General features: G+C 60.3%; 15 protein-coding genes. 7 read left to right on the top strand and 8 right to left on the bottom strand.

Going from position 1 to position 13,317, the window contains the following annotated elements; all coding sequences use genetic code 11:
- Positions 1-95: 95 nt before the first annotated feature.
- A complete protein-coding gene (locus ACR0EZ_RS13175) occupies positions 96-434 on the top strand; it encodes a P-II family nitrogen regulator (RefSeq protein WP_170472761.1) in 339 nt (112 codons plus the stop codon).
- Positions 435-464: 30 nt separating this feature from the next.
- Positions 465-1,871 carry a type I glutamate--ammonia ligase gene (gene glnA / locus ACR0EZ_RS13170; RefSeq protein WP_480613696.1) on the top strand — a complete coding sequence of 469 codons (1,407 nt, stop codon included), beginning with the start codon at positions 465-467 and terminating at the stop codon, positions 1,869-1,871.
- A 22-nt stretch (positions 1,872-1,893) separates the two neighbouring features.
- Here glnA and ACR0EZ_RS13165 read toward each other — a convergent pair whose 3' ends face one another.
- Positions 1,894-3,282: an MFS transporter gene (locus ACR0EZ_RS13165; protein WP_480613694.1), complete on the bottom strand. Its 1,389-nt coding sequence runs from the start codon at positions 3,280-3,282 to the stop codon at positions 1,894-1,896.
- A 199-nt stretch (positions 3,283-3,481) separates the two neighbouring features.
- On the opposite strand from ACR0EZ_RS13165, the gene ACR0EZ_RS13160 reads away from it, so the two are divergent.
- Entirely contained in the window at positions 3,482-4,279 is a 798-nt protein-coding gene (locus ACR0EZ_RS13160) for a lytic murein transglycosylase (protein WP_480613692.1), read from the top strand.
- Between the two features lie 198 nt (positions 4,280-4,477).
- On the top strand, positions 4,478-5,380 hold the full coding sequence (locus tag ACR0EZ_RS13155) for a hypothetical protein (protein ID WP_480613690.1): 903 nt from the start codon (positions 4,478-4,480) through the stop codon (positions 5,378-5,380).
- Positions 5,381-5,416: 36 nt separating this feature from the next.
- On the opposite strand, the gene ACR0EZ_RS13150 is transcribed toward ACR0EZ_RS13155, so the two are convergent.
- Positions 5,417-6,157: a heme-dependent oxidative N-demethylase family protein gene (locus ACR0EZ_RS13150; protein WP_480613688.1), complete on the bottom strand. Its 741-nt coding sequence runs from the start codon at positions 6,155-6,157 to the stop codon at positions 5,417-5,419.
- A 123-nt stretch (positions 6,158-6,280) separates the two neighbouring features.
- Between ACR0EZ_RS13150 and dddP the strand changes: the two genes are divergently transcribed.
- Positions 6,281-7,624 (top strand): dimethylsulfonioproprionate lyase DddP, encoded by a 1,344-nt coding sequence (gene dddP / locus ACR0EZ_RS13145; protein WP_480613686.1) that lies wholly within the window; start codon positions 6,281-6,283, stop codon positions 7,622-7,624.
- A 7-nt stretch (positions 7,625-7,631) separates the two neighbouring features.
- Here dddP and ACR0EZ_RS13140 read toward each other — a convergent pair whose 3' ends face one another.
- The gene (locus ACR0EZ_RS13140) at positions 7,632-7,826 is read right to left on the bottom strand and encodes a hypothetical protein (protein ID WP_480613684.1); all 195 of its coding nucleotides are present in this window, start codon (positions 7,824-7,826) and stop codon (positions 7,632-7,634) included.
- A gap of 203 nt (positions 7,827-8,029) precedes the next feature.
- On the opposite strand from ACR0EZ_RS13140, the gene ACR0EZ_RS13135 reads away from it, so the two are divergent.
- A complete protein-coding gene (locus ACR0EZ_RS13135) occupies positions 8,030-9,244 on the top strand; it encodes a bifunctional alpha/beta hydrolase/OsmC family protein (RefSeq protein WP_480613682.1) in 1,215 nt (404 codons plus the stop codon).
- 39 nt (positions 9,245-9,283) lie between these two features.
- Here the strand turns inward: ACR0EZ_RS13135 and ACR0EZ_RS13130 are convergent, their stop codons facing one another.
- From ACR0EZ_RS13130 to ACR0EZ_RS13110, 5 genes are all read right to left on the bottom strand, one after another.
- Positions 9,284-9,607 (bottom strand): hypothetical protein, encoded by a 324-nt coding sequence (locus ACR0EZ_RS13130; RefSeq protein WP_480613680.1) that lies wholly within the window; start codon positions 9,605-9,607, stop codon positions 9,284-9,286.
- Between the two features lie 11 nt (positions 9,608-9,618).
- The gene (locus ACR0EZ_RS13125; RefSeq protein WP_480613678.1) at positions 9,619-10,179 is read right to left on the bottom strand and encodes a hypothetical protein; all 561 of its coding nucleotides are present in this window, start codon (positions 10,177-10,179) and stop codon (positions 9,619-9,621) included.
- 141 nt (positions 10,180-10,320) lie between these two features.
- Positions 10,321-10,908, bottom strand: a complete 588-nt coding sequence (locus ACR0EZ_RS13120) for a biotin transporter BioY (RefSeq protein WP_480613676.1) — start codon at positions 10,906-10,908, stop codon at positions 10,321-10,323.
- A gap of 76 nt (positions 10,909-10,984) precedes the next feature.
- Positions 10,985-11,407, bottom strand: a complete 423-nt coding sequence (locus ACR0EZ_RS13115) for a DUF6314 family protein (RefSeq protein WP_480613674.1) — start codon at positions 11,405-11,407, stop codon at positions 10,985-10,987.
- Positions 11,404-11,736, bottom strand: coding sequence for a hypothetical protein (locus tag ACR0EZ_RS13110; protein ID WP_480613672.1), 333 nt, complete (start codon positions 11,734-11,736; stop codon positions 11,404-11,406). Before ACR0EZ_RS13110 ends, ACR0EZ_RS13115 begins: the two co-directional genes overlap by 4 nt.
- Positions 11,737-11,825: 89 nt before the next feature.
- Here ACR0EZ_RS13110 and purB point away from each other — a divergent pair, with 89 nt between their 5' ends.
- Positions 11,826-13,130 carry an adenylosuccinate lyase gene (gene purB, locus ACR0EZ_RS13105; RefSeq protein WP_480613670.1) on the top strand — a complete coding sequence of 435 codons (1,305 nt, stop codon included), beginning with the start codon at positions 11,826-11,828 and terminating at the stop codon, positions 13,128-13,130.
- The last annotated feature ends 187 nt before the right edge of the window (positions 13,131-13,317 follow it).

Here is a 13,317-nt window from a genome sequence, read left to right as displayed (position 1 = left end):
CTCCGCACCACGGCGCGGCCAATTTCGCATTCAGATTGCCGCCCGATCTTAGACGTGGTCACTGCCATCCTGACAAGAGCTAAAGGGAGCCCGGGATGAAGAAGATCGAAGCGATCATCAAGCCGTTCAAACTCGATGAGGTGAAAGAGGCCTTGCAGGACGTCGGCGTCCAGGGTCTGAGCGTGATCGAGGTCAAGGGGTTTGGCCGTCAGAAAGGTCACACCGAACTGTATCGCGGTGCGGAATATGTGGTCGACTTCCTGCCCAAGGTGAAGGTCGAGGTCGTTCTGGACGACGATCAGGTCGATGCTGCCATTGATGCAATCGTGTCCGCGGCGAAGACAGATAAAATTGGCGACGGCAAAATCTTCGTCTCGCCTGTCGAACAAGCCATCCGCATCCGCACCGGCGAGACCGGCTCGGACGCGCTGTAACAGAACACTCAAATCAGAGGAATAGTGAGTATGAGCAAGGACGCAGTTCTTAAGCTGATCCAGGACGAAGGCGCTGATTACGTTGACATCCGCTTTACCGACCCGCGCGGCAAGCTTCAGCACGTCACCATCATGGCCGATCAGGTTGACGAGGATTTCCTTGAGGAAGGCTTCATGTTCGACGGATCGTCGATCGCCGGATGGAAGTCGATCGAAGCATCTGACATGAAACTGATGCCGGATACCGACAGCGCCTATGTCGATCCGTTCTACGCGGAAAAGACCATCTGCCTGCACTGCTCGGTTGTCGAGCCAGACACTGGTGAGGCGTATGAGCGTGACCCGCGTGGCACCGCGCAAAAAGCGGAAGCCTACCTGAAATCTTCGGGTATCGGCGACGCAGCTTTCTTCGGCCCCGAGGCCGAGTTCTTCCTGTTCGATGACGTCCGGTTTTCGAACAGTATCAACAAGGTATCCTACGAAGTTGATGCAACCGACGCGTCGTGGAACACCGACACCGAGTACGAGATGGGCAACATGGGCCACCGTCCGGGCGTCAAGGGCGGTTACTTCCCTGTAAACCCGGTTGACGAAGCGCAGGACCTGCGTTCGGAAATGCTGTCGACGATGAAGCGCCTTGGCATGAAGGTCGACAAGCACCACCACGAGGTTGCCTCGTGCCAGCACGAGTTGGGTCTGATTTTCGACAGCCTGACCAAACAGGCCGACGAACTGCAGAAGTACAAATACGTCATCCACAACGTTGCGCACGCATATGGCAAATCGGCGACCTTCATGCCGAAGCCCATCGCAGGCGACAATGGCACCGGCATGCACGTGAACATGTCGATCTGGAAGGACGGCAAGCCGCTGTTCGCAGGCGACAAATATGCTGACCTGTCGGACGAGGCGCTGTGGTTCATCGGCGGTGTTCTGAAACACGCAAAAACCCTGAACGCTTTCACCAACCCGTCGACCAACAGCTACAAGCGTCTGATCCCCGGTTTCGAAGCCCCCGTTCTGCGCGCCTATTCGGCCCGCAACCGTTCGGGTTGTGTCCGTATTCCGTGGACCGAAAGCCCGAAAGCCAAGCGCGTCGAGGCCCGTTTCCCCGACCCGGCTGCAAACCCCTATCTGGCGTTTGCCGCGTTGCTGATGGCCGGTTTGGACGGCATCAAGAACAAGATCGATCCGGGCGAAGCCATGGACAAGAATCTGTACGATCTGCCTGCCGAAGAACTGGCAGACATTCCGACCGTCTGCGGCTCGCTGCGTGAGGCTCTGGAAGCTCTGGCATCCGATCACGACTTCCTGCTGCAGGGCGACGTGTTCACCAAAGACCAGATCGACGGCTACATCGCGCTGAAGATGGAAGAGGTCGAAACCTACGAGCACACCCCGCACCCGGTTGAATACGGCATGTACTACAGCTGCTAATCCAGCCCTGCGAGGTCAAAAATCAGGGGCGTCCTTCGGGGCGCCCTTTTTTTGTTTGCTCCATCGCGCCGGGATCGGACTGTTCCAACGCGAAATGAGCATAGATCAGGATCACGGCCGAGACCGCCGCCGTAACCCAGAACACGACCGCAAACGACCCGGACATGGCATAGACAGTGCTGCAGATCGCCATACCGAATGTGCCGCCCAACAGCTGGCTGCTCAGCACGATCCCCCCGGCCTGCCCTTGCATCCCCGGAGGGACAGACATCATGACCGCACGCTGCGGCGGCACGAACAGGAACGAAATCGCGACGCCCGAGAACAGCAGACCTGCATAGACCAGCAGGTTGACACCAACTCCCATCCCGATTGCCATTGCGACCAACCCAACCAGAGTCCCCAGTACGCCAAGCAGGGATGGCAGGCGGGTTCCATAGGTGTCCGCCGCCTTGCCCGCGATGGCCGCGGTCAGGACGGGAGGAACAACGGCGGGCAGCAGCGCGACACCCGCCATCAGCGGGGACAGCCCGCTGACCCTTTGGAAATACATCGCGCCAAACACGAAGGTTGCGATTTTGACGAACTGGGCCAGCAGGACGATCATGTTCGACGCCGCAAAGGTGCCGTTGGAAAACAGCCGCATGGCGATCAGGGGCGCGGGCACCCGCAACTCCATCGGCACCAGAATACCCAGCATCAGCACGCCCAGAATCAACGGTCCAAGCACGTCGATCCGATCCCAGCCTCGCTCTGGCCCCTCCATGATGCCGAAAACGGTCAGGCCCAGCCCGCCGACCAGCAGCAGCAACCCGGCCCAGTCAAAGGCGGGCTCTTCCCGGTGCGGCGGGTCACGCCAGTAGATCCAGGTGATCAGGGCGACGATCAGAACGATGGGCGGATTGATCCAGAAGATCCAGCGCCAGGACAGATAGTCCGTCAGCAAACCACCCACGACGGGACCAAGCGCCAGAAAACTGGTGCCAATCGCGCCATATATGCCCAGCGCCATGCCGCGATCTTTGTCCTCGAACGACATCGACACCAGAACCAGCGAAAGCGGGAAGATAATCGCGGCCCCGACGCCCTGCACCGCGCGGGCAAAAACGATGGCCGTACCGCTATTGGCAAATCCAGCCGCCATCGAAGACAGGCCAAACAGCAGCAGGCCAATGACAACCAGCGTCCGTGTGCCAACCGTGTCGCCCAACCGCCCGGCGGCTCCGGCCAGCGCCGCGAGGACCAGCAGGTAGATACTGACCACCCAATGCGCGCCCAGATCGCTCAGCCCGATGTCTTTCTGGATCGTGGGCAAGGCCACACCCACCACGGTTTCATCCAGCAGGATGACGCCAAGAATTGCGCCCATGGCCCCCAGCACCCACCAGCGCCTGTTCTCATCCTTGCTCATGTGTGAACCGCCTTGGAATATGAAACCTGAATGCACTTTATTGAACACGCTGCGCGAAACAGGCGTCAAGGGTCCGGCTGTCCTGTGTATCGGCCCGGTTGCAGCGCAAAGCCAATTTCACGACACGACGGGAATTCTCTTCTTTGCGGCAATCGGGCCAGCTATCCTAGCGCTCAAAGGAACAAGGAAAGAGCGGTTCATGAAACGTCTTGTTGGCCCCCTTGCCGCCCTTGCGGTGACATTTGCCTCTGCCGGGCTTGCGGCGCAATGCGGCAACACCAGCAGCGGGTTCGAGACATGGAAGAAGGACTTTGCCAAACAGGCGCGCAAAGCCGGTGTGAAAAAGAAGGGCCTGCAGGCGCTGGCCCAGACGCAATACGCAACACGGACCATTGCCGCAGACCGGAACCAGAAAAGCTTCAAGTATTCGCTGAACAAGTTCATGCGCATTCGCGGCGCGGATACGATTGTTGCGCAGGGCCGCAAGCGCAAGGCGCGCAATCCCGAATTCTATGCCGCGCTTGAACGGCAATATGGGGTTCCCGCCGGCGTTCTGATTGCCATCCACGGGATGGAAACGGGCTTTGGGAACTTCATGGGCGACAGTCAGGTTGTTTCCGCAATCACAACACTGGCCTACGATTGTCGCCGATCCGAGTTCTTTATTCCGCACGCAATTGGGGCACTGAAACTGGTTGATCAGGGCAGTATCACTATGGCGACAAAGGGGGCGAAACATGGCGAGTTGGGCCATACCCAATTCCTGCCCGGCAATGCGCTGACCTATGGGGTCGATGCCACCGGGGATCGCCGCGTGGACTTTTACAACATGACCGACGCGATGGCCTCGACCGCGAATTTTCTGCGGAAGAAAGGCTGGAAGCCCGGTCGCGGGTATCAGCCCGGTCAGCCCAACTTTGCGGTGATCCAGCAGTGGAACGCGGCCTCGGTCTACCAGCAATCCATCGCAATTATGGCAGCCCGAATCGATGGCTAGCCGCGCCTTGCCGCCAACATCGTGACAGCCCAATTTGGCCACATTGTCGCCATAGTGTGCGAAAAAAGCCGGATTTCCTTGGTTTCCAATACGTAATCAATCGTCAGAAAATTTCTTTTTTTTGCATTTTCGTCAAATTCTCCCCCAGATGGGTCGCTAGGTTGTGGTGTCAGACGGAATGCAACAGAGGACAGAGCTGTGTCTCGGAAGCAAAGCTACCATGGCGGCCTGCAATTTGACGGGGGCACCGAAGGCGCGATCGAGCGGTTCGGAACCATCGTCGCGGCAACACTGGAAGACTACGGTCATTTGGTCGAGCGGAAAGCCCTGCTCAGCCAGACTGAGGCCAGCATCGTATCCAGCCAGTATCTGGTGCGCCTGTCCCTGACCTCTGAGGCCGAGAAAGCCGAGAACCGGCACGAGCGCATGGATCGCGCCGCCGGTCTGAAAACCCTGACCCGTCCCAGTGTCAGCACGCCACGCAACCGGCTGGTGATTACGCTCACACCCGTCTCGCCGCTTCTGGATGACAGCGAGATTTCGGAACTGATGCTGGTGGTCGTTCTGTACCGCATGGTCGATATCTGCACCACGCGGCGCGTCGAATGGCTGTCGCCGCACACGGTCCTGACGGTCGAACAGTTCATGAGCGCCTTTGACACTCTGGCCTCCAGAAAACCGCGCGACAGAAAGCAGATTTTCCAATCCGTGACCGGCCAATTCGCCGGGCTGACCGTGGCCGCGCCCGGCGAATCCACAGCCGAGGCAGACGCGCCGGAAGCCCGACCGATCCAGTTGACGGACGAGCAGCTGCTCAGCATCGCTTTCCGCTCAGCCGATACTGATCCGGTGTCCGCCACCCCTGCCCGGTCGGATGACGACGGTGACAGACCCAGCGATGTTCTGCGCCTTGGCACTTGGTGCATGACCGGTGTCATCGCCAGTGTATCCACTCCGATTGCCCTGTCGATGGCCGCGGTGAACCTTCTGCGCGGTGAAGACTTCCGCCTGAACACGCAGGTGCTTGTCTTTTCCGTGGCTATCGTCGGCCTGAACACCAGCAATGCATTTGCGGGCGTTGCCGGGATGCTCGGGCACTAACAGAATTACTGAAGACCCTCCTAGGAGGCCCCGCCGTCAGGCGGGGTTTTCCGTTTTTGGCACATGGCCAGCGTCCAGAATGTAAGTGTGGATCGAGAACACAACGGCGCGCGTCCCGGGCAGGCGCAGCAAGGTCTGGCGTTCACTGCGCAGGTACCTGGCGGTGTCGGGATCAACGGCAACCCGCCGATCATTGGCGCTGCGCGGCTGGAACAGCTCGGCGTCGTTGTACCAAAGCGTGTTGAACCGCCACAGCGGACGGCCCGGCTGGATACCGTCGAACAGGCGCTGCACCCGCCGGGCTATGTTGTCGTCATAACTGTCTACCGGCACGTGAATATCCACCAGCGGGCGCATGAACTTTTCAGACAGTTGCCAACTGGCGGGAAAACACAGGATCGCGCCTGTCAGCACATGTTCATCGCCGGTCTTTTGCAGAATGCAGAAATCCTCTTGAACCAGTTTGCACAGCGTGTCCAAGGGGCGATCTCGGTCAATGGCAACGGACACCCCGTCTGGCCGTACGACCTGCTCGGCCATCCCCGGATAGGTTCGGGCCAGAACCAGGTCCAACAGTTCCCGCGCCGCAGGTTCGGCATCGGGGCTCAACGCCAAAACATCCTTGCGGTGGCCGGCCAACAGGGTTTCCCGGCGCTGCATCTGGCCCGCAAATGCCTCATCCCGATGCAGCCAGTTGTCCATCGTGACGGGCTGAATCCCCGGCAGCGCGCGCCGGTCGAGCGGATCGTAGGGAATGGCTGTCTGCAGAATGGTCATGCGCCCGGCCTATCATCCGATCGTGCAAATGTCGGTCAAAAAGCGACAATTGCGTCGTCGCAAATCACTGAGACGGGAAACCGATGATTCCGCAGGCTGATCACGCAAGCAGGGAGCCAAGCCGTGAATCACCATTACCGGGATACCCGAAAGATCGACCCGACCCGAGGCGCAACACTCGGCGACGGCACCCCAAACGACAATGACCGGATCGAGATCGGTCCGACTCAACTGGCGTTTGACGAATGGTCTGCGGCCGGGCTGGACCTGCCCAATCTCGACCGGATGCGCGAGTTTCGCTGGAAGCGGCTGACACAGGCTATTGTCGATCGGGGTTACGGCGGGCTGCTGATGTTCGACCCGCTGAACATCCGCTATGCGACCGACAGCACCAACATGCAGCTTTGGAACACGCATAACCCGTTCCGGGCGGTGCTGCTGTGTGCCGACGGGTACATGGTGATCTGGGATTACAAGAACTCTCCGTTCCTGTCCAAATTCAATCCGCTGGTGCGCGAACAGCGTTCGGGCGCGGATCTGTTCTATTTCGACCGTGGCGACAAGGTAGACGTGGCCGCCGATGCCCTGTCGAACGAAATCCGCATTCTGATAGATGAACATGGCGGCGGCAACAAACGTCTGGCCGTCGACAAGATCATGCTGCACGGGCTGCGCGCATTGGAGGCTCAGGGCTTCGAGGTGATGGAAGGCGAAGAAGTCACCGAAAAATCACGCGCCGTCAAAGGCCCTGACGAGATACTTGCGATGCGATGCGCCAGCCACGCCTGCGAAACCGCCGTGGCCGAGATGGAGAGGTTCGCGCGCGCCAATGTCGGTGACGGCAAGACCACGGAAGATGATATCTGGGCTGTGCTGCACGCCGAAAACATCCGGCGGGGCGGCGAGTGGATCGAGACCCGGCTGCTGGCTTCGGGCCAGCGCACCAACCCGTGGTTTCAGGAATGCGGCCCGCGCATCACACAGCAAAACGAAATCATTGCTTTCGATACCGACCTGATCGGGTCTTACGGTATTTGCGTCGATATCTCACGCACCTGGTGGATCGGGGACCAAAAGCCCCGCCCTGATATGATCTATGCCATGCAGCACGCGCACGAGCATATCATGACGAATATGGAGATGCTGAAACCCGGCGTCATGATCCCGGAACTGACGGCAAACACCCACAGGCTGGACGACAAGTTTCAGGCGCAGAAATACGGCTGCCTGATGCACGGTGTCGGTTTGTGTGATGAATGGCCGCTGGTGGCTTATCCGGATAAGGCGGTCGCCGGGGCCTATGATTATCCGCTGGAACCCGGAATGGTTCTGTGTGTCGAAGCCGCAGTGGGCGAGGTTGGCGGAGATTTCTCGATCAAGCTCGAAGATCAGGTCCTCATCACCGAGGATGGCTATGAGAACCTGACCAGGTACCCGTTTGACCCGCAACTGATGGGTCTGGAATAAGGCACGGTTATTGCGACCAGTTGGACCGCCGCACATTGCCGTGCCAATCCTCGATCTCTGACACAATCTGCGGCTGCGGCGAGTACCCCGTCGCGGGCCAGGCCTGACCCAGCGCGAAGCCCATCACCGAAGCCAGAACGATGGCAATCAGGGTCCCGCTATGGGCTGAAGAGACTTGGGGGTTTGTTGCTGTATGTGCCATGGCGGCCTCCTATGATTTGTCCATGGCACTGATATGGGCGAAAGATTAAAATAATGAAAACGAATGTTTGTTGGGTTATTTATCACCAATATCGATTAATCGAAATTACTCACCTTCACGTGACGCAGATGACATAAGGGTTGTGACACCACGCGGATGCACACAATATCAGGGGCATCCCCCCAGCAACCGAAGGAGCCGACATGCCCACGGAACGCATCACTTTTGCCGGACATGACGGCAGCCAACTGGCGGCACGGCTGGATCTTCCGGATGGGCCGGTGCTGGCAACGGCGTTGTTCGCGCATTGCTTTACCTGCTCCAAGGACATCCCGGCGGCGCGGCGCATCTCGGCCCGGCTGGCGGCCATGGGCATTGCCGTTTTGCGTTTCGACTTCACCGGTCTGGGCCATTCCAAGGGGGAATTCGCCAATACGACCTTTACCTCGAATGTCGAGGATCTGATCGCCGCCGCGCAATACCTTGCGGGTCGGAACATGGCACCTGCGCTGCTGATCGGGCATTCGCTGGGCGGTGCCGCCGTCCTGCGCGCGCGGGCTGGCATTCCGTCGGTCAAGGCGGTTGTGACCCTGGGCGCGCCTGCCGATCCCGGCCATGTGTCGCATCATTTTACAGAAGCCCTGCCGCAGATTCAGCAGGATGGCAGCGCCGAGGTTTCTCTGGGCGGTCGCCCATTCCGCATCGGCAAAGCCTTCGTGGACGACATCGCCGAGGCGGCGCTGACACCGGCGATTGCCGAGCTCAAGGCGGCTCTGCTGATCCTGCACGCCCCCCTTGATGAAACTGTCAGCATCGACAACGCCAGCACCATCTTTCTGGCCGCCAAACATCCCAAAAGCTTTGTCACGCTGGACGATGCCGACCACCTGATCACCCGCGCCTCGGACGCTGAATATGCCGCTGACGTCATCGCGGCATGGGTGACGCGCTATGTGACCCTGTGCCCCCCGGCCCCGCCCCCCGGCGCGCCCGAGGGCATCATCCGCGTCACCGAAGCTGGCCCGGACGGTTTCCTGCAGGACATTCAGGCCGGGCCGCGCCATCATTCGGTGGCCGATGAGCCTGCCTCATATGGCGGTACCGACAAGGGCATGTCGCCCTACGGGTTTGTCTCGGCCGGTTTGGGGGCCTGCACATCGATGACCATCCGCATGTATGCAAGGCGGAAAAAGTGGCCGCTGACCGGCATCACGGTCGATATCTGCCACGACAAGGTGCACGCGCAGGATGCGGGGCTGGCAAGCGAAGGCAAGGTGGACCAGTTCCGCCGCAAGATCCGGCTGGAAGGTCCGCTGGATCAGGAACAACGGGACCGGTTGCTGGAGATCGCAGACAAATGCCCGGTGCACCGCACACTGGAAGGCACCGCGCAGATCACCACCGAGTTGCTGGACTGAACACAGGCAGCCCCTGACGGTTCAGAGGCTGCTGCGGTGTCAGCGCCGCCTCGGTGCGGGCCGGTGGATCGGCGGTCGGGCCGCAGGCGGGCGCGCAACCGGCGGACGGGGCCGCGCTGGCGGCTTTGCGATCGGCGGCTTCGGTCGCGCAGGCGGCTTACCTACCGGAGGACGCCCCGGTCTGTTCGGACGATCCACATCAATGTCGACATCATGGTAATAATCGTTCCACAGCATCGAGTCGTAAAACGGGTCATAGCCGTAGCCGACCCCGACCGTCACGCCCTCACAGGCGGACAGAGTGAAGCTCGCCGCGCCGAGACCCAGCGCCAGAACCGACCGTTTGATGAGTTTGCGGGTCATATGCGCCTCCGTCACTGCAGGGACCGGAACGACGCGAACACATCATTCACATCGTCCACATAGGCCGGGTCGGCCCCATCAAGCAGGATGACAACCGCAACAGCCACCCGATTGTTGGGCAGGTCGATCACCGTCGCGGTGAAATTCACGCCCCGCCCGTCACGGCTGCCGGTGCCCCGGAACACACGTGCGGGCAGACCGCCGATCCTTGTGTCGCTGGTGCTGGTGACGGTCGGATCCTTAACAAGGAATTTATCAATATTTTCAAGGTATCGCACCGCGTCCCTAATGGACGCAACGCCTGCGGGTGAGACAAAACCCATCCACACCTTTTCGTCCGTCACCGGTCGGAACCCCATCACCCGCGCCACGGCGCGGGCGTCACCCAGTTCGGTATCTTCGATCTCGCGCGGGCCTCCGGTGCGCAGCAGCCAGAAGTCCGGTACGGAAAAGCGAAACAGCGCGCGCCCTTCGTCGGTGTATGTGACCGGAGTCTCTGCCGCGGCCGGTTCCGCGCCCCACATCCACAAACTCGCGCAGGCAGCAAGGGCTGAGCCCAATAAAATACGCATATCTCAATAGCCTGATGGTTTCTCTGCCATCAGATTGAACGCGGACCTGCAGCTTTGTCCAGTACGCGTTTGACAGGACAACAAAAAACCCGCGCCGGGAGCTTCCCCGGCGCGGGTCAAATGCCTCTGGCATAAAGCCAATCAGGTACGGGCGTCGCCCACCAGTTTCCACAGCGCGGGGATCATCAGTGCGGCCAGGGCCAGCTTGAGTGCATCGCCCACAAGGAAGTTGGTCAGACCCCATTTCAGAATCGGCTGATCCCAGCCAAGCACATGGCCCAGCCACAACACGCCCGGCACATAGATCAGAGCATTGGCCAGCAGCAGCGCAAGCGCCAGCTTGCCGGCCGAGCGGTCCCAGCCGCGAGCCGCCAGCGCGCCCAGCAGAACGGTCGCCAGCAGGTAGCCCACCAAATAGCCGCCACTGCCGCCCATCATGTAGGTCAGACCGAATTTTTCAGCCGAGGAGTTTGCGAACACGTCAAACCCCAGCGCACCGATCAGCAGATAGCCCAGCATGGTGACAAGGCCCAGACGCGCGCCATAGGCCGTGCCGATGGTCAGAACGGCAAAGGTACCCATGGTGATCGGAACCGGCCACATCGGAACCTTGATCTTGGCGGCGACGGCCAGCGCCAGAATCCCCAGAGCGACCAGAACAACCTGTTTAACGCGCAGCGCGGTACCTTCGCGCGGGCCGATTGCTTCGGCCAGAACATTCGTTTGCATTTTTGTTTCTCCACATTCCAACGGCTTTGCGGGCGCAGCATTGCCTGCACTACGCCGCGACCGCAAGCAGATTGCGCTATCGCAGCCGGTAATCTGTCTCCATTTCATAGGATTTTCGCGGTCCGGAAACTGTCCAGCGGACGCTCCAGCGCGGCCAATCCGTAAAGTCGTATAATGCATCATAGCTGTCCGGCGGGCAATCATGGTGATCCGCCGCATGCGGCAGGCCAAGCTTCAGATTGTGAAAAAACCGCCCGTCGTCGAAGTGAACGGCAACCATATCGCCCGCATCGTGCCACTGGTACCGCCGCGTGCCCTTGATCGCAGGCTGACCCGGCAGATGCAGCGTGACGTCCTCATCGTAGATCAACCCGTCCTGCCCCGCGCTCAACCGGGCGTGACCCTCGGCCATGAAGGTGTGGCCGGCCCTGGCGTCGCGGATAGTGCGTTTCATGTCCCACGTGCCGATGAAGTCCGAGATTTGGCTCGGCAAACTCACTCGGAATAGGTCCCGTCCGTGATATCGCCACCATCACCGACAAAACGGATCGTGTCGCCGCTCTGCAATACGTCATAGCAGGCCCAGATGTCAGATGGCGGCCATTGCGAGCAATAGCGGTCCCCCCGCACAGCCCATCTGCCCGAGCTGGGACCGCCCGAGAAATACTGCGTCGACATATGTTCATCGAAGGTTTGCGACACGCCCTGCCCATAGTCCAGCCGCTTACCGGACAGTGCCGTCAGGATTTCCTCGCCGGTCAGCTGCGTGAACTCCGCTGCTGCCAAACCTCCGGGCCACAGGGCCAAAATCAGGGCAAACCGTCTCATATTCGCACTCGCGCCTTGTTCGTTGGCCTGCGCGGGTTTAAACCCCGCCGCATCGCCTCTTGCCAAATCACAATAAGGTGCCGCTGCCAATGATTCCACGCTATTCCCGCCCCGACATGGTCGCCATCTGGTCGCCCGAATCCAAGTTCCGCATCTGGTACGAGATTGAGGCGCATGCCTGCGACGCCATGGCGGATCTGGGCGTCATCCCGCGCGAGAATGCCGAGGCCGTGTGGAAAGCCAAGGATGCGGAGTTTGACGTGGCCCGCATCGATGAGATCGAGGCCGTGACCAAGCACGACGTCATCGCCTTTCTGACCCATCTGGCCGAACATGTGGGCAGCGAAGAGGCGCGGTTCGTGCATCAGGGCATGACCTCTTCGGATGTGCTGGACACCTGCCTGAACGTGCAACTGACCCGCGCCGCCGATCTGCTGATTGCCGATCTCGAAGGCTTGCTGGCCGCCCTGAAACGCCGCGCGATCGAACATAAGGACACCATCCGCATCGGCCGCAGCCACGGCATTCATGCCGAGCCCACCACCATGGGCCTGACCTTCGCGCGCTTCTATGCCGAGATGGACCGCAACCTGTCCCGGATGCGCGACGCCCGGGCCGAGATCGCCACCGGCGCCATCAGCGGCGCGGTCGGCACATTTGCCAATATCGACCCGCAGGTCGAGGAACATGTCTGCGACAAGCTGGGTCTGGTGCCCGAACCGATCAGCACGCAGGTCATCCCCCGCGACCGCCACGCGGCATTCTTTGCCACGCTGGGCGTCATCGCCAGCAGCATCGAAAACATCGCCATAGAAATCCGCCACATGCAACGGACCGAGGTGCTGGAGGGGGCCGAATTCTTCTCGATGGGTCAAAAGGGCTCCTCGGCCATGCCGCACAAGAAGAACCCGGTGCTGACCGAGAACCTGACCGGGCTGGCCCGCATGGTCCGCGCCGCAGTGATCCCGGCGATGGAGAACGTGGCGCTCTGGCACGAGCGCGATATCTCGCATTCCTCGGTCGAGCGTATGATCGGGCCGGACGCTACTATCACGCTGGATTTTGCGCTGACCCGCCTGACCGGTGTGATCGACAAGATGCTGATCTTCCCCGAGAACATGATCGAGAACATGAACAAGTTCCCCGGCCTTGTGATGAGCCAGCGGGTGCTGCTGGCGCTGACCCAGGCCGGTGTCAGCCGCGAAGATGCCTATGCTATGGTCCAGCGCAACGCGCTGAAGGTTTGGGAACACCGCACCGATTTCAAAGAGGAACTGCTGGCCGACGCGGATGTCACAGCCGCGCTGAGCCCCGCAGAGATCGAAGAGAAATTCGACCTCGGCTATCACACCAAGCACGTCGATACGATCTTCGCGCGCGTGTTCGGCGAATAAAAGGCCAGCAATACCAGACCGATCCAAAGGCCCGGGCCGCTGCACGCAGCCCGGGCCTTGTTCTTTTGCCAGATGGTCTGAAATCAGGTATTCTCAGATCAGATTTCTTATCGGAGAGGCACCATGGTCCGTACCATTCTCTGCTCATTCGCCTTGATCTGTGTGGCGTCCGCAGGCATCGCCTGCA

This window comes from Ruegeria sp. AK4, from assembly GCF_056541025.1.
This window is presented reverse-complemented; position numbering and strand designations above follow the sequence as displayed.